Source organism: Pleurocapsa sp. PCC 7327, assembly GCF_000317025.1.
Taxonomy (GTDB): domain Bacteria; phylum Cyanobacteriota; class Cyanobacteriia; order Cyanobacteriales; family Microcystaceae; genus Hydrococcus.
On the sequence record NC_019689.1, the window covers coordinates 3,034,276 to 3,050,280 of the forward strand.

The 16,005-nt window shown below is 44.4% G+C and carries 13 protein-coding genes and 1 pseudogene; 7 read left to right on the top strand and 7 right to left on the bottom strand.

What is annotated here, in order from left to right; translation table 11 throughout:
* Nucleotides 1-18: 18 nt before the first annotated feature.
* Nucleotides 19-1,434, top strand: coding sequence for an MATE family efflux transporter (locus tag PLE7327_RS13615; RefSeq protein ID WP_015144390.1), 1,416 nt, complete (start codon nucleotides 19-21; stop codon nucleotides 1,432-1,434).
* Nucleotides 1,435-1,678: 244 nt separating this feature from the next.
* On the opposite strand, the gene PLE7327_RS13620 is transcribed toward PLE7327_RS13615, so the two are convergent.
* Both PLE7327_RS13620 and PLE7327_RS13625 read right to left on the bottom strand, forming a co-directional pair.
* Entirely contained in the window at nucleotides 1,679-2,056 is a 378-nt protein-coding gene (locus tag PLE7327_RS13620; protein WP_015144391.1) for a nuclear transport factor 2 family protein, read from the bottom strand.
* Between the two features lie 201 nt (nucleotides 2,057-2,257).
* A complete protein-coding gene (locus PLE7327_RS13625) occupies nucleotides 2,258-2,893 on the bottom strand; it encodes a DJ-1/PfpI family protein (protein ID WP_015144392.1) in 636 nt (211 codons plus the stop codon).
* Nucleotides 2,894-3,260: 367 nt separating this feature from the next.
* Between PLE7327_RS13625 and PLE7327_RS13630 the strand changes: the two genes are divergently transcribed.
* Complete coding sequence (locus PLE7327_RS13630; RefSeq protein WP_015144393.1) at nucleotides 3,261-3,578, top strand: phage integrase N-terminal SAM-like domain-containing protein; 318 nt, start codon at nucleotides 3,261-3,263, stop codon at nucleotides 3,576-3,578.
* A gap of 281 nt (nucleotides 3,579-3,859) precedes the next feature.
* Here the strand turns inward: PLE7327_RS13630 and PLE7327_RS13635 are convergent, their stop codons facing one another.
* Together PLE7327_RS13635 and PLE7327_RS13640 are read right to left on the bottom strand one after the other, a co-directional pair.
* Complete coding sequence (locus PLE7327_RS13635) at nucleotides 3,860-4,102, bottom strand: antitoxin family protein (RefSeq protein ID WP_015144395.1); 243 nt, start codon at nucleotides 4,100-4,102, stop codon at nucleotides 3,860-3,862.
* A gap of 877 nt (nucleotides 4,103-4,979) precedes the next feature.
* Nucleotides 4,980-6,121: pseudogene (locus tag PLE7327_RS13640) on the bottom strand (IS3 family transposase).
* Nucleotides 6,122-6,527: 406 nt separating this feature from the next.
* Between PLE7327_RS13640 and PLE7327_RS13650 the strand changes: the two are divergent.
* Together PLE7327_RS13650 and PLE7327_RS13655 are read left to right on the top strand one after the other, a co-directional pair.
* Nucleotides 6,528-7,295, top strand: coding sequence for a membrane-anchored protein (locus tag PLE7327_RS13650; RefSeq protein WP_015144396.1), 768 nt, complete (start codon nucleotides 6,528-6,530; stop codon nucleotides 7,293-7,295).
* Nucleotides 7,296-7,518: 223 nt separating this feature from the next.
* Nucleotides 7,519-8,280 (top strand): membrane-anchored protein, encoded by a 762-nt coding sequence (locus tag PLE7327_RS13655; protein ID WP_015144397.1) that lies wholly within the window; start codon nucleotides 7,519-7,521, stop codon nucleotides 8,278-8,280.
* Nucleotides 8,281-8,639: 359 nt separating this feature from the next.
* Here the strand turns inward: PLE7327_RS13655 and PLE7327_RS13660 are convergent, their stop codons facing one another.
* From PLE7327_RS13660 to PLE7327_RS13670, 3 genes are all read right to left on the bottom strand, one after another.
* On the bottom strand, nucleotides 8,640-9,875 hold the full coding sequence (locus PLE7327_RS13660) for a cell wall metabolism sensor histidine kinase WalK (RefSeq protein ID WP_015144398.1): 1,236 nt from the start codon (nucleotides 9,873-9,875) through the stop codon (nucleotides 8,640-8,642).
* Nucleotides 9,876-9,902: 27 nt separating this feature from the next.
* Nucleotides 9,903-10,580, bottom strand: coding sequence for a response regulator transcription factor (locus PLE7327_RS13665; RefSeq protein WP_015144399.1), 678 nt, complete (start codon nucleotides 10,578-10,580; stop codon nucleotides 9,903-9,905).
* A 92-nt stretch (nucleotides 10,581-10,672) separates the two neighbouring features.
* On the bottom strand, nucleotides 10,673-11,203 hold the full coding sequence (locus tag PLE7327_RS13670) for a hypothetical protein (RefSeq protein ID WP_015144400.1): 531 nt from the start codon (nucleotides 11,201-11,203) through the stop codon (nucleotides 10,673-10,675).
* 336 nt (nucleotides 11,204-11,539) lie between these two features.
* Between PLE7327_RS13670 and PLE7327_RS13675 the strand changes: the two genes are divergently transcribed.
* The 3 genes from PLE7327_RS13675 (at nucleotide 11,540) to ahcY (ending at nucleotide 15,967) form a co-directional block, all read left to right on the top strand.
* On the top strand, nucleotides 11,540-13,435 hold the full coding sequence (locus PLE7327_RS13675; protein WP_015144401.1) for an N-acetylmuramoyl-L-alanine amidase: 1,896 nt from the start codon (nucleotides 11,540-11,542) through the stop codon (nucleotides 13,433-13,435).
* Between the two features lie 178 nt (nucleotides 13,436-13,613).
* A complete protein-coding gene (gene murI, locus PLE7327_RS13680; protein ID WP_015144402.1) occupies nucleotides 13,614-14,450 on the top strand; it encodes a glutamate racemase in 837 nt (278 codons plus the stop codon).
* A 239-nt stretch (nucleotides 14,451-14,689) separates the two neighbouring features.
* Nucleotides 14,690-15,967, top strand: coding sequence for an adenosylhomocysteinase (ahcY, locus tag PLE7327_RS13685; RefSeq protein WP_015144403.1), 1,278 nt, complete (start codon nucleotides 14,690-14,692; stop codon nucleotides 15,965-15,967).
* Nucleotides 15,968-16,005 lie beyond the last annotated feature (38 nt).

Below are 16,005 nucleotides of genomic sequence, written 5' to 3' on the forward strand. Positions count from 1 at the left end.
CACAAGTAGAGGTTATTGGTGGCAAGCTATTCAGAATTATTACTTCCTGCTCTCAAAGTTGATGATCGGGGTAAACGCTGTATAGATTATCGTGCTGTTTTCAGATTGATATTACCTCTGTTTCTCAATAGCGGTGTTCAAGCATTCCTTAATCTCACTGATTCCTGGTTCATTGGGCGAATCTCCACTGATGCGATCGCAGCAATGGGGACTCTGTATTTTCTGGTCATTGTTCTGTTCACTTTATTGGGTGGCGTAGGAATGTACGTCCAAACTCTAGTGGCTCAAGCCTATGGAGAGGGCAATCGACGACAGGCAGCTCAAGCTGTTTGGACAGGTTGCTGGAGTGCATTGTTGCTCTTACCTGTGTTTGTTTTGTTAGCATTCTCTGGCTCTGGGCTGTTCTCGCTATTCCAACTATCCCCAACGGTAGAGCAGTTAGCGATAGACTACTGGATGCCACGGTTATTCGGAGGAGCGATCGCCGTTGCGAATTTTGCACTGACTGCTTTTTTTAACGGAATCGGACAGCCGATTGTGACATTCATGGTTGCGATCGCCACCACCGTCATCAACATTGCTCTGAATGAATGGTTAATGTTTCGAGTCGGTTTAGGGATGACAGGAGCAGCATGGGCAACAACCCTTTCGTTATTATGTGGGATGTTATTTCTGCTCGGCATATTTCTCAGTCGTAAAATTCGCCGACAGTTTGAGTCGCACCGAGTTTGGCAACCGCACTGGCAAGCTATTCGGTATCTGTTCGCTTTCGGAGTGCCTCTGGGATTGTTGCTGACCTCAGACCTGACTGGATTGGCACTGTTTCAAATTATGCAGGTCAAGTTGGGTGTTGTCGAAGGAGCCGCCACTCAAATTGTGATGATGCTGATTTCAACGGCGTATATGCCAACGTTAGGGATTGCCCAAGCCGGGACAACCCTAGTGGGTCAATCCATTGGAGCTGGAGATTGGCGCTGGGCAAAACGAGTTGGGAATGTGGCGATCGCGCTCTGCATTTTATACACCGTTGCAGTCAGTATAGTGCTTGCACTCAACGGACAATGGCTCATCCCGTTATTTACCCCTTCAACCGATCTGTACGCTGAAGCGGTGATGACCTTGAGTCAAATCCTACTGTGGTTAGCAGTGGTCTACAACATATTCAATGCGATCAGTATTGGCAGTGCATTTTGTCTCCAGGGAATTGGGGACGTTAGATTGCCTAGCCTGCTTGCTATTCTCTTGAACTGGTTTGGCTTTGTACCATTAACTCACATTCTGACGTTTGGGCAAGGAGAAGGACTAGTCGATTTCTTGCCGCAACTGGGATGGGGTGTTTTGGGCGGATGGCTTGCTGCAATCCTATTCACGCTGACGATGAGTTCGCTTCTATTTTGGCGCTGGCGATCTGTGTTTAGCAGAAAATTGGCTTGAAGTAAAAATACAACGCACTTATATTGTTATAGCTCTCTACCCAGTAGAGCAAACTTCAAGCGATCGCTTCAACAATAGTTTGAAGCAGCCCAACGGTTCGCTTGAGCGGCTGTCAGCAATCTTTGCAATACACCGAGTTTTTTCAGCAGTCCGCTCCGAGCGAATTGTTAGCTGGGTAACACCACTGATAAATCTCAATGACTCGAACATTACCCACTGTGAAAGCTTGAGAAAGTTTAGAACTTCAAACCATTGCGCTAACGCTGCCACCAACGATTTGCCAGCCGCTTTTGCCTCTACGCCAAACTCTCATATAGCGGTAATCACCTGCGAAGGCATTTCCTAAATACGTGCCGCTCAAGAAGATTTTAGCCGACGCAAGAGCAAAGTGTTCGCTCCAAACACGTATTTCTAGCTCTTTAGGCACAAACTCGTGAAACTGAGTACCGCCAGTACGGTGCAAGTCTAAATCCATTGCTTTAGTTGCCAGTTCACCAGTTGGCCCAGCGAAAAGTAGATCATCGGCAATGAGTATATCTAGTTCAGGTACATCAGAGGCTGACATTGCGGTATAAAGTCTCGCTTCACACTCACGAATTTGGTTTTCAATTTCTGAATCCATGTTTACCACTACAGTTTTAACTACACTTAACTATTCTTCATTATTGATCGCCTCATCGACGTGCCTTAACTGATAGTCAATCGCCCTATCTACAAATGCAATTGCCGCGTGCGGAGCCAGCTAACGCTCCCGTTCACCCGCCGCGAATAACCTCTCGGATGCAACAAAGAGACTCTGTATAGTCGGTGTGCAACGGGCTTGTTATGCATTTTTCCCCAACGCACGAATATACTCTGAAACATCACTTCTCTCGAACGGACGACCATACATTGTTGTTGCAGGGAAATACTCGGCGGAAAGTTGTATGCTGGCTGCTACATCATGACCAAATGAATGGGCGATAAATGCAAGCATCATATCCATCCCTGCCGATACTCCACCGGAAGACCAGATATTGCCATCATGAACGAATCGCTCTTCAACAACTGTAACTTCTGGGTCTTCTCTCAGATGACTTAAAAATGCCCAATGTGTCGTAGCACGATGACCTTTAAATAGTCCAGCCTTCTGCATCAAAAAGCTACCAGTACAGACAGACAGTATAGCCTTGCAGCGATTGCTTTGCTCTTGTAGATAAGCAATGACGCTCGGATCTTCCATTGCGATTCTACTTCCACTGCCGCCCGGTACAAAGATAACATCAGGCGCTTCAGCTTCCGAAAAGTGTACATCAGCGACAAACCGCATCCCATGTTCACCCACCGGGGTCATTGCATTAAGAGTAACTAGTCTCGGAGAACTACACTGCTTTTGTTCAGCTAGCAGACCAACCATCTCCCACGAACCGACTAAATCAAGCTCTTCTACATGATCAAAGACTAAAAATTGAAAATTCAACTAAGAGCCTCCAAAGAACTAGTAAGTGAATGCATAACTATTTATTCTACTGACAGTTTCCACATATGTAATCGTGGAGTATTGCAGTAACCGGAATATAAGACTCATAAATCATAATATATGGAATTTATCGGAATATGAAAAGTGTACAGAAGCTTTCCGCATATTTACCCAATTTGTCATAGATAATTTACAAAGTTTCCACATATCATCCTTTTTCCGGCAATATCTATACTTCTTCTGTATATTCACCCATTTAGAGGGAGAAAAATGGAAAGTTTCCGTATAATTACCCTGATATTCCGAAAATTTCCGAATATCATCCTGAATTAGGACAATATACAGAATTTTTCCAAATATCAAAACTATGGCAAAACCACCAAAGAAGTTGATGGAACAGGTTCAGGATATAATACGCCTTAAGCATTATTCCTACAGCACTGAAAAAACTTATATTTCTTGGATTCGACGTTATATATTTTTTCATGATAAGCGCCATCCCAAGGATATGGGGGTAGATGAAGTCGAAGCTTTTTTGACCCATTTGGCAGTTCAGGAAAAAGTATCTGCCTCTACTCAAAATCAGGCTTTTAATGCACTTTTATTTCTATATCGAGAAGTTTTAAATATCGATTTGGGACAGGGAATCAACGCAAAGCGAGCAAAAACGACTCGCTATCATTGAGTCCCAATGGGACAGACTGAAGCGACTCATCAATTCTTCAGCACGATCAATTAAAGCCCAGCTTGGCAAAGCAGTGTACCAAACCTGTTGCAAGTCTCGAATATATTGATATGCTTGTTCTCTGTCATACCCCAACGGCTCTAGCTTACGACTTGCTGCCAAATACTCACACGCAACTTGCCAGATCAAAACCCCGTCTGTTAATGAAGACACCAAAGAAGCCGCCATTGTTCTGTTTAGCGGGATCGCGGGGATCACTAACATCAATCAAGATATTTGTGTCAACGGCGTTCATGCAGCATATCCCGTGTAAAACGAGGAGCATTAGAGGGAATGGGGTTTTGTTGCATTTGCTCAACAAGTAGCTTTAGAAAATTTTGTCTGGCGGCAATGTCGGCAATCTTGGGTGGAGCAATTTGGGGTGATTGTACAAAAAGCTCAACTTCAACGCCTTCAGGCAAATTACAGGCTGTTTGAAGAATAAATGTACCACTGCGGTAAACTGCTTTCAAGGCTTGGGGCATAAGAAGACTCCACATGTAAGGAAACCTTACTAGTGACGGCTATAACTGCCGACAGAATATATGTAATTTTAACCTCAACGCTAATGTAAAGCCTACTAGAGTTGCCCTAGCTGTCTCTACTTGTTCATTTGAAATTGCTTCCGACAGACCTAAATCGAAACGAAGCAAAAAGTCTTCAAATCGCTCCTCCATCGACTTGTTATGTCGCCGGAACTACCCACCAATCTCAATGTTGACCATTCTTACTTCTGTGCCATCAGATCAAATCTAATGGTTTCAATAACCAGAAGGGCGTTGAAATCCACCAACGACTCGATCGATCTCCTGAGCGATCGCTTTGCGTGCCATCTCGAAATAAAAAAGCCAGATTCTTCTGGATATCAGCAACCGTTAGGGATTAGGCGTAGATCAAATTGTAGGCTGCAAGCTTGTAGTAGATTTGCCATGCGGCAGGAAAATCAAAATTGGAAACGTACTTTTTAAGGGGAATTCCTGCCTGAGTCAGTTTTGTTGCTGTTGATTGCAGCGCTAATTTAATCTCTGCGGCAACAGGATAAGGCGACCGTTCCTCCAAATTTTGCAGGTCTACGGAAGGCTGGCAAACATTGTCTCACTTTGAGTTTAACGTTTTCCTCTGCCATGCCGCGATAATAGAATGCTACCATCAGCCAGAATCAGATTAATATGAGCGCCAACCGTTTAGTGTAAGCCCATTTTGCATCAATATTAATGCGCTACCATATTACCCTTGAACCAGGACTATAAGCACTGTAACTACTGTAACTATCACTGTAGGTACTACTGTTAGTAGAGGTATTTTTTGAAGTGAACCCATGAATTCGGACAGAAGATCGAAGACTTTAAGGATGTGTCTCTTTCATATCACATTTCCTTTTTGTTGTTCATTCCATTGCTTCTCATATTCATCTGGGGTTAGATAACCCAATGATGAATGTATTCTCTTCTTCATGTACACATCCTCTCAAAACTGTTCAATCTGTTCATACGCTTCTGCCAAATTGCGATACTCCGATAAGTCAACTTCTTCCTCTTTGAGCGTTCGCATCAATCGTTCTGCATAACCGTTCTGCCATGCCTGCCCTACTTCTGCCACGCTGATTTTGACTGTGTGCTCCTCTAGCAGCTTGACATACTCATTCGCTGCATATTGCACCCCTCGCTCGGAATGATGTATCTCCGGTCGCCCCTTTGCCAGACCCTTGTTGTTCGGAGCCGTAATCGTCAAGCTCACCTCCATGCTCCTCGCCAGATGCCATCCCCGAATACTGCGCGCGAACACATCCATTAACACTGCTAAGTACACAAACTCCTGTTGCAGCCTGATGTACCTGATGTCCCCCATTCAAACTTGCTCTGGTCGCTCGATTGCTAAATCCATCACCAGGTTCGGATATCGCCGAAAGCCATGGTGGCTGTTGGTCGTCCGTTTCCGCCTCACAGGTTGCTTGCCAGCCAAGCCAAGTTCCTGCATCAGTCGCGCTACCCGTTTGTGGTTAATCTCCTGTCCTTGACGTTGTAACATCGCCGTGATGCGACGATACCCATAGGTCGGATGCTGCCCACAAAGCTTGACAATCGCCTCCTCGATCTCGGTTTCGTCTGGCGGTGGCTGCGACTGGTAGTAAACCTGGCTGCGCGGGTAGTTCAACACCTGGCACAGGGTTGCAATCGGCTCCTCCTGGCTCAACTGCATCACCGTCTCCCGTTTTTGTCCAGGCTCAAGTAACTCGAGGCTTTTTTTGCGCTCTCAAGTTGAACCGTTAATTGCCCCACCAACCGCTCCAACTCGGCAATCTTCTGTTCTTGCTCGCTGCCCACTTCACCCCGCTCGAAAATGCTCGGTGCCTGCTCCAAGAATTCTTGGCGCCACCGATTCAGCACGTTTGGATTCAGCTTGTGCGCTCGGCACAGAGCCCTCGGTGTCTTTTCGCCACTCAGCAGTTGCAGGACGACTTTGGCTTTGAACTCTGCGGTGTATTGACGACGGTTTACTGTCATAATTGCCCCCTTTCAAGAACAAGGATACTACTCTTAGCCTCCTGTCCGAAAATCGGGGGTCATTTCAAGGAACTACCTATATTACTTGTGTGCGGGAGCAAAGCTTCGTCCAGTAAAACATTCTTCTTGGACAGCATTTTCAGCTTCAAAATTGAGTTTTGTGAGTTTTGAAGTTTATTCAGACAGAATCGAAGCTCAAGCGATCGGCAGCGATGGGAATGTTTTCGATCGCGTGACAATTTACCATAGCTAAAACTCTGTCAGTTTCTGTAAAAAATAAACGAGAAATAAACGACCTTTTAGTTTAGCGACGAGAAATAGTCTAAATAAAAACTAAATCTTGCAAAGTTCTTGACACTTGGGACATAAGGTAGACCAATCGATAGAACATTAACGGAGAAATGCCATGAATAAGCTGTTAAACAGAGTTCCAGAAGTCACAATTTACTTTTGGATGATTAAGATTCTGGCAACTACAGTAGGTGAAACTGCGGCAGATTTTTTAGCATTCGCGATGAAATTTGGTTTAAGTGGTACATCTTATATTATGGGCAGCTTGTTGCTGCTTGCGCTTTTAAATCAGTTTAGACTTGAACGGTATGTCCCAGTGAGTTACTGGCTTGTGGTCGTTTTGGTAAGTATTGTTGGCACGCTAATTACCGATCGATTGGTAGACGAGTTTGGAGTGACTTTGATGACAACTAACATCGTTTTTAGTGTCGCTTTGTTGGTCGTTTTTGCGCTTTGGTATAAGAGCGAAAGGACATTAGCCATGCACTCTATCAATACAGCCAAAAGAGAGTTATATTATTGGGCGGCTATTTTATTGACGTTTGCTTTAGGTACTTCAACGGGAGACTACTTAGCAGAGGCTTCGGGATTGGGTTATGCACAATCAGCATTAATATTTGGGACTGCAATTGCAGCAACAACGATCGCCTATTATTACTTCCGAATGAATGCAGTTTTAGCATTTTGGATAGCTTACATCTTGACTCGTCCGTTTGGAGCATCGATAGGCGATTTACTATCACAACCTGCAAAAGTAGGTGGTCTTGGTTGGGGTACGACTGGAACGAGTATGGTTTTTCTTTCTGTCATCGCAAGCCTGGTTATTTACTTAAGCCTTAAGCACAAGAAACCCGCCTTAACGTCGATTGACCGACAGGACTGAAAGCGCAATGCCCTCTTTTTGTAACCTGGCAATTTCGGTAGTACTTTGCAATCGCCGCTACAGTAAGTATTTTCGTGCTGAATGTGTTTTCAATTTTCCCATATGCGATCGATGTGACTTTTATCGCCCAGCCAAATCTTTTCAAATTCTAGACTTTTTCTCTTTACGATAAAGCCGCAAATTCAAATTAAGTAAGTTATTTTGACATTAAATAGGAGTAAAAATGAGTAAACTGCCAGCAATCACTGCTTTTTTCTGGATTATGAAAATATGCGCTACCACCTTGGGAGAAACAGCAGGAGACCTTTTATCGATGACCCTAAATGTGGGCTATGCGATTAGCTCTACGATCTTGATTGGAGTGTTTTTAGCAACGCTTGTGACTCAATTGGTGTCGAAAAGCTATAACCCATTACTTTATTGGACTGTCATCCTTTCTACCAGTACGGCTGGTACAACTATGTCAGATTTCATGGATCGCACTTTAAAACTGGGCTACGCTACGGGGTCTATGATTTTAGTCACTCTCCTTTTAATTATGTTGGCATTTTGGAAATTTAGTGTTGGATCTTTATCTGTTACTAACATCAAAACGCCTAAAGTTGAAATTCTTTATTGGACAACAATTCTATTTTCCAATACTTTGGGAACTGCCTTGGGTGACTTCCTAGCCGATACTTCTGGACTTGGATTTGTAGGAGGAGCAATGCTAATTTCTGGTTTGCTTGCCCTAGTATTGGTAGCGCACTATTTTACCGAATTTTCCTCAGTCATGTTGTTTTGGATTGCATTTGTCCTCACCCGACCTTTTGGTGCAACATTCGGAGATGTTCTGACAAAATCTCACGAAAAAGGTGGTCTTGCTTTTGGTACAATCGGCTCATCGCTAGTTCTTGCATCGATACTCGGAGTTTGTATCCTGTTCACCACTTTAAAGCAGAGAAGACTACTCGCAGCTAGGGTTTCTAACGACGAACGATATTAGAGCGACTACGATCGTTTTCTTTCAGCTTTTTGGCTGCGTCAAATACATCCTCGTTTAACATCTTTGATAGCCACACTTGGGATTTTTGGACTAGCTATCTGTTTACTAATTTTATTTGTCGTCGCAAAATTTTCTGAAGAGGTACTAGAGAAAGAAACATTTGCCTTCGATAAACCCCGTCCCCAACTTTAAACTCGATTAATAGTAGAAAAATCTTAGAGTTTTCCTAGCGGTCATGCTCTTGGATCGTTGGTTATGATTAACTCCAGTGAGTTCTATGTTTGAAAAACATAGCTCACCATTGTTTCTATGAGCCTACAACAACGCTTTAAGCTTGTCGTCGGCTTGAGAAAGACCTATTAACCAACTGCTGGAAGGCGTACCTCAAAACAGCTACCAATCCCAACTTGGCTAGTGACAACAATTTCTCCTTGATGTTGCAAAACAATTGCTTGCGCGATCGCCAGTCCCAATCCCGATCCTCCATTCGCGTAGAAACGCGCTTTATCTGCCCGCCAAAACCTTTCAAAAATTAGTGGGAGATGCTCTGGTGCGATACCAATTCCTGTATCTTTTACCTTAATAATTAACTGAGAACCAAACCGATCGGCTATAATTTCAATCGTGCCTTTTTCTGGCGTATAGGAAATAGCATTTTGAATTAAGTTAGTAAATAAGTGTATTAATTGAACTGCATCACCCATTAAGTATAAATCTTTAGTTAGTTGCGTTTTAAATTGAATTGTTTTTGCCTCCGTCTGAATTCTATAGAGTTGTAATAAATCCTCTAGAATTGATGTTAAATTAACAAGCTGCCAATCTTGACACTGAATTTTATCGGTACGCGCTAACAAGAGTAAATCTTCGGTCAGTCGAGTCATTTGCTTAGTAGCACTGGCGATCGCTTCAAATTTTTCTTTATCCGTTTCTCTAATTCCTTCTGAATATTTTAGAGCGACTGCTGCATTACTTTTAACTGCCATTAAGGGACTACGGAGTTCGTGAGAAGCATCGGCAGTAAACTGTTTTAAACGTTGAAAACTTTCCTCGATTGGCTGCATCGCTTGACGAGTTAAAATAACCCCTCCGATACAGCTAAAAATCAAAGCAATAATAACTCCACTACCTAAACCTAAATCTAATTTTCGCAAAGTTTCATCAAATTCTTCTAGAGACTGGCTTACTCTTATATAGCCAACTAATTCACCATTTTCACTTTCAATAATAGGTAATGTAACTGCTATAATCCGAACTTTTCCTGACTGAGTTTGTACCGATTGACTAGCAGAAAAAGGTAAATCTATAAAATATTTTCCTTGCTGTGATATTAACTTACCTCGCGGCTCAAACCACTGCAAGGAGCGATCGTTATTTATTAGTTCTTTGACGGAGAGATCGCTTTCAATTTTTAGCTGCTCGTCTTCTGCCTCACTACTAGCAGCTACTCCTTGTCCTAAAGCTATTAATTTATCTGTTGTTTGTTGCGCCAAACTGCGAGTGAAGACTACTCGAACGCCAATAGCAAAAATGCCTAAAATTGATGCCAATACCAGCAGATAAGATCTCAGTAATCGATGCTGGATTTTCTTAAACATAATTGGATTAATTACTAACTATTAGACTTAAGAGTCTAGTTTCAAGCGATAACCAATTCCATAAACAGTCTCGATAAAATTTTCTGGACTTCCGGCTGCTTTTAATTTATTACGCAAATTAGTAATGTGTGTTCTGATGGTTCCTTCTCCAGAAGATTTATCAAAATCCCAAAATTTATCTAAAATTGCCGATCGCGTTAAAACTTGAGTGGGATTCCGCATAAAATATTCTAAAATGATGTATTCTTTGGGCGTTAAAGATATAACATTTCCTGCATAAGTAACACTACAAGAACTTGGATCGATTTGTAAATTGCCGTGTTTTAATAATGACGGCTTTGTTTCTGAACTTCGCCGCGACAAGGCTCTCATTCTAGCCGCTAATTCATCTAATTCAAATGGTTTTACTAAGTAATCATCAGCCCCGGCATAGAGTCCGATAACTTTATCTGAGGTAGTATCTTTGGCAGTTAGCATCAAAATAAGAGCATGAAATTTAGCAGAACGTAAACGCTTACATAAAGTAATTCCATTTAATTTAGGTAGCATTAAATCTAATAAAATTAGATCGTAATCCGCCGATTGAGCGTATTCCCATCCTTCGATTCCATCCCTAGCAATATCGACAACATGATTCTGATGTTTTAAATCTTCTGCTAAAGGTTTGGCAATGCGCTCGTCATCTTCAACTATTAAAATTCTCATCTTAGCGGTTTAGAGATAATCGTGATAACTCTTTAATTTATTCTAGTGATGGTATGGAGTTAGGTGTTTTAGTTGTCAGTGGGCAGGGCACTTTAACCTGAAATAGGCACTTTCTCGAATACTGCTGTCTCCGGTACTATCAGATCGATCGTTTGGACTTCTTCCGGGATGAACAGCCATACATAACCATCAGCCGATGCTCCTTTTTTGATAAGGCCCATGGAGATGTATGTAGTGGAACGCTCAATTCTGCCTGAACGATCTATCTCCGTACCGTCCCTCCGAGCCTTTTCCCTTGCCGCCTTGTCAACCACATAATCGTAGGATTCATAGCGTTCGCTGGTTTCAGGATTTCGTGCTATTGTTTGGTTTGGGGAAATTATATTGGTCATATTGCCTCTAAGGTTACGAACCCGCATTTGGACATTCACAATATTTCGCTTCCCGTCATCTGGATTTTGAATCCGCTTGACAGACAATAGTTCGACTTGCGCCCTATCTTTAAATGCGTATTGCACAAACTGACCGGGCTGAATTTCAGTGTTCGCCTGTTGGCTAGCTTCAGTTGTCGGAACAGTAAGTGAACTAACTGTTTGCTGAGCTTGCGGTGATTGGTGACCCAAAATGATTTCTCTTCGTTATCTAATCCCACGATTTTCGCGATCGCTGACAATGTTTTCCTTTTTATGTCACTTTTAGAAGATGTTGTTCATTCTACTCTCCCAGAGTGACAGAAGCAATATAGGGGTTTAGACAGTCAATTTACGGATACCAATTTATCCCAGCTAGATAGCAGAGGCGATCGCTAGCGGCATCGTTAGAGTATATTTGGCAAAAAGGACTCTCATGAAGTTTGAAACCTGAGAATCTTTTTGTACGTCCTTCTGACTTAATGTATTTGAGATTGGGAACTAATCTTTTAATCTAGAGTTGCAGCCGTTTCAACAGGAACAACGACCGTGAAAGTTTACTGGCTACTACTGAGTTTCTTAAGCCTATTTCTCTTTGCTTCTCCCGCTGAAGCGGGAAGGCTTTTATTCTGGCGCTTCGAGTCCAAGCAAAGCCGACTGATTTTTAGCACGGACGAGAGAGTCCAACCGAGGGCGCAACTCGTTGCCAATCCTACCCGCGTGGTAATCGACTTGCCAGGGATTACGCTAGGTCGTCCCAGCATCAAACAGGCATTCGGCGGGTACATCAGCAGCGTGCGAGTCGGTCAGTTTGACGCTCAGACAACTCGCTTGGTCATTGAATTAGCCGCAGGGTACACTGTCGATCCCCAACGAGTTAGAATTCGAGGCTTATCGCCGACTCAGTGGACGGTAGACTTACCGACTCCTCAACGAGTGAGCTATAATACAGCGCCGAACCCGCCAGCTTCCCAAGTTCCTAGCACTCCATCTCAGCCTGCGGTGAGATATGTCTCCCTCCCCGTAGCTGCTCCGAAACAGGTCGATTCTACGGATTTTCAGGTTACGCGCAACGGCTTATTCATTCGCCTCGATAGCGACGGCGACAACAGCAAGATTAAAATTAAACGCAGCCGCGATCGCTCCTCGATCGAAGTTGTCCTTGCCGATGCGACGCTTCCGCCCAGCTTGGCTTCGCAAACCTTACCCGTCAATAGTTATGGAGTCAGGGACATTCAATTTGCCCAGACATCTACCTCCCCTCCCTCCGCCCGCATTACGCTCAATGTAGACAAAGAGAGCCAGGATTGGCAAGCCATCTACAGCCGGTTTGGGGGCTTGGTACTGATGCCGAGAGGCGGAGCGAGTTCGTTCTCTAACAGTAGAGTCTCGCCAATTTCAAGCGAAGAGAAAAACGACGATTCTGACTCCGACTCCGAAGTCGCGATCGTTGAGTCGTTGGAAGTGGAAGACGACAATGAGTTAAGGATTCGAGCCGATCGCGAAGTCAACGGAACTGGAAGCTGGAATCGTCAAGAGCTGGCTTACGAAATTAGGATTCCCAATGCCAAACTCCCCGAAGAATTTCCAGAACCTCAGTTGGATAGAAATGGTCCGATTTACGAGATTAAGCTTCGCGAGGAAAGCACTGGCGAAGTCGTCATCCTTGTTAAGCCAGCTCTCGGCGTTCGATTCGAGCAACTCGATCGCGCCGACAATCGTACCCTGGCGCTACAAATGACTCAGCGGCAGAGCGCCTATAGCCCTCGGACATCTAACTCTAGAGCGCCTAATGATTTTAACTATAATGACTCTGCGCCCATCAATATTCCCGTTCCTCCACCCGAAAACTTGCTGCCATCTACCGACAATTCCCGCTCCGCAGTCACGCCCGTCGCTCCGCGAACGGGAACGCTAGTCGTTATCGATCCGGGGCACGGCGGCAAAGATCCAGGCGCGATCGGCATCGGTGGCTTGCGCGAGACAGATGTCGTCCTCTCTATTTCCAAAGATGTCGCTCAATTTCTAGAGCAACGGGGGGTGCGAGTCTTAATGACCCGCAATAGCGATTATTTCGTCAGCCTTCAAGGACGTGCTGAGATGGCGAATCGAGCGCGAGGGACGATTTTTGTCAGCATTCATGCCAATGCCATCGGCGGGAATCGCTCCGACGTCAACGGACTGGAAGTTTACTACTTCGGCGATCGCACTCTAGCACAAGCAATTCACAGCAGCATCCTGCGAACGGTTAACGTAAGCGATCGCGGCGTTAGGCGAGCCAGATTTTACGTCCTCAGAAAAACGAGCATGCCAGCTGCTTTGGTAGAAACCGGTTACGTTACTGGGGTTCAAGATGCAGCCAATCTGAGAAATTCAGCTTACCAGCGTCAAATGGCAGAAGCGATCGCGAGAGGAATTATAAACTATCTTCAAAATAAATACTAATGCCATTTAACTGAATTTTTGCTAAAAATGAAGAAGTTACAAACAATTAACCAGAGTTTGTGGAAAAGTTTGTCGCTTTTTTACAATTAAATGAGATAACTGCATTTACTTGACCAATTGTTCGCCATTGAACGGTCAAAATTATCCTTTACTCGATTTACAAATATCTTCTCTATCCATGAGAGAATCTCAATATAGCCAAATTGGCATTTTTGATAGTGGTGTGGGTGGGTTAACGGTTTTAAAGGAGCTTTACCAACAGCTTCCCAATGAGTCGATTCTCTATTTTGCAGATACTGCTCGACTGCCTTACGGCAATCGTTCCCCAGAAGAAATAACACAGTTTGTCCGAGAAATCCTAACCTGGATGGCCGACCGAGGGGTCAAAATGGTCATCATGGCCTGTAACACTAGCTCGGCTTTGGCATTAGAAACCGTTCAATCGGAGTTTCACTTGCCAATTTTAGGTTTGATTTTGCCCGGTGCTCGCGCTGCCGTTCAAAAAGGTCGGCGCATTGGCGTAATTTCTACTCCAGCAACAGCAGCGAGCAATGCTTATCTCAATGCCGTTAAGGAAATCGATCCGACCGCAGCAGTCTGGCAAGTCGGCTGTCCGGAATTTGTTCCCCTGATCGAGCAAAACCGCATTCGCGATCCTTATACCAAAAAAGTCGCCACGAAGTATTTAGAACCTTTACTGGCACGACAAATCGATACGCTGATTTACGGATGTACTCATTATCCGCACCTAGAATCCCTACTTCAAGAAATCTTACCTAGTAGGGTAAGACTCATCGATCCGGCTAAATACGTCGTTACAGCTGCCGAGCAAGAATTAGAAATTTTGGGTCTCAAAAGCTCTTGTCTGCCGCTGCCAACTCGTTTCTGCGTCAGCGGCTCCCCAGAAAAGTTCGCGCAAGCTTCGCGACCCTGGCTTGGTTACGTTCCTGTAGTCGAGCAAGTTAGCCTGCCAGCGATCGCAGCGCCAACCATTTCCCTAGAAACGCTTGAATAAAATACAGTCGATAGTTAGTAAAAACAGCGGCACTTTGGCTTGCACTTCCCACTAACTAATGGTTGCTCAAGTTAGTTTTGAGGATCTGGTTAGGAGAATTTTGGATTTTAGATTTTGGAGAATTGTCTACTTCTCATTTCCAACAAGTTGACAAACTACTAATCACTGGTCACGACTATCCGATAATGCTAAATTGAGTAGAACTGGCAATTAGAAAAGTTTACGAGGAAAAAATATTCATGGTTGCAACTCCAGTCGAAAAAAAGTACGAAATTAAAGATATTTCTCTTGCCCCAAAAGGCAAACAACGGATCGAATGGGCTGGGCGCGAAATGCCAGTCCTACAGCAAATTCGGGAGCGTTTTGCTAAAGAGAAGCCTTTTGCTGGTATTCGCCTGGTTGCCTGCTGTCACGTTACCACGGAAACCGCTCATTTGGCGATCGCGCTCAAAGCCGGAGGCGCAGATGCTCTGCTGATTGCCAGTAATCCTCTTTCCACTCAAGACGACGTAGCCGCCTGTTTGGTAGCCGATTACGATATTCCTGTCTTTGCCATCAAAGGCGAGGACAACGAAACCTATCACCGCCACGTACAAATCGCTCTCGACCACAAACCCAACATTATCATCGACGACGGTAGCGATGTGGTTGCGACCTTAGTTAAGGAACGCAAGCAGCAAATTGCCGATATCATTGGCACTACCGAAGAAACCACCACCGGAATCGTTCGCTTGCAGGCGATGTTCAAAGATGGTGTTCTCAGCTTCCCCGCCATGAACGTCAACGATGCAGAAACCAAGCATTTCTTTGACAACCGCTACGGTACGGGTCAATCTACTCTCGATGGGATCATCCGAGCAACCAACGTCCTGCTGGCTGGGAAAACGATTGTCGTTGCCGGTTACGGCTGGTGTGGTAAAGGCGTGGCAATGCGAGCAAAAGGACTCGGCGCTGATGTAATCGTCACTGAAATCAACCCAGTCCGAGCGATTGAAGCGGCAATGGATGGCTTCCGCGTCATGCCGATGGCAGAAGCTGCTCCCCAAGGCGACCTATTCGTCACGGTTACGGGGAACAAGCACGTCATTCGCGCCGAACATTTCGAGGCGATGAAGGATGGAGCAATGGTTTGCAACTCCGGTCACTTCGATATCGAAATCGACCTCAAATCTTTGGGCGCTAAAGCGACTGAAGTCAAAGAAGTTCGCAACTTTACCCAAGAATATAAACTCTCTAATGGCAAATCCATCGTTGTCATCGGTGAAGGACGCTTAGTCAATCTCGCTGCTGCAGAAGGACATCCCAGCGCGGTAATGGATATGAGTTTTGCTAACCAAGCTATGGCTTGCGAATATTTAGTGAAGAATAAAGGCAAGTTAGAGCCTCGTATCTACAACATTCCAGAAGAAATCGATCGCGAAATTGCGCGGCTCAAGTTGCAAGCAATGGGGATTGAAATTGATGCCCTTACGCCGGAGCAAATCGAATATATTAACTCCTGGACTGCTGGTACTTAATTATTCCAGTCAAGTCCGATAAAAATAAACTAATCTCC

Bases quoted from the DNA above. Each gene is read 5' to 3' on its own strand.
- PLE7327_RS13620 (WP_015144391.1), bottom strand. From the start codon at position 2,056: ATGGATTCAGAAATTGAAAACCAAATTCGTGAGTGTGAAGCGAGACTT.
- PLE7327_RS13630 (WP_015144393.1), top strand. From the start codon at position 3,261: ATGGCAAAACCACCAAAGAAGTTGATGGAACAGGTTCAGGATATAATA.
- PLE7327_RS13635 (WP_015144395.1), bottom strand. From the start codon at position 4,102: ATGCCCCAAGCCTTGAAAGCAGTTTACCGCAGTGGTACATTTATTCTT.
- PLE7327_RS13650 (WP_015144396.1), top strand. From the start codon at position 6,528: ATGAATAAGCTGTTAAACAGAGTTCCAGAAGTCACAATTTACTTTTGG.
- PLE7327_RS13655 (WP_015144397.1), top strand. From the start codon at position 7,519: ATGAGTAAACTGCCAGCAATCACTGCTTTTTTCTGGATTATGAAAATA.
- PLE7327_RS13660 (WP_015144398.1), bottom strand. From the start codon at position 9,875: ATGTTTAAGAAAATCCAGCATCGATTACTGAGATCTTATCTGCTGGTA.
- PLE7327_RS13665 (WP_015144399.1), bottom strand. From the start codon at position 10,580: ATGAGAATTTTAATAGTTGAAGATGACGAGCGCATTGCCAAACCTTTA.
- murI (WP_015144402.1), top strand. From the start codon at position 13,614: ATGAGAGAATCTCAATATAGCCAAATTGGCATTTTTGATAGTGGTGTG.
- ahcY (WP_015144403.1), top strand. From the start codon at position 14,690: ATGGTTGCAACTCCAGTCGAAAAAAAGTACGAAATTAAAGATATTTCT.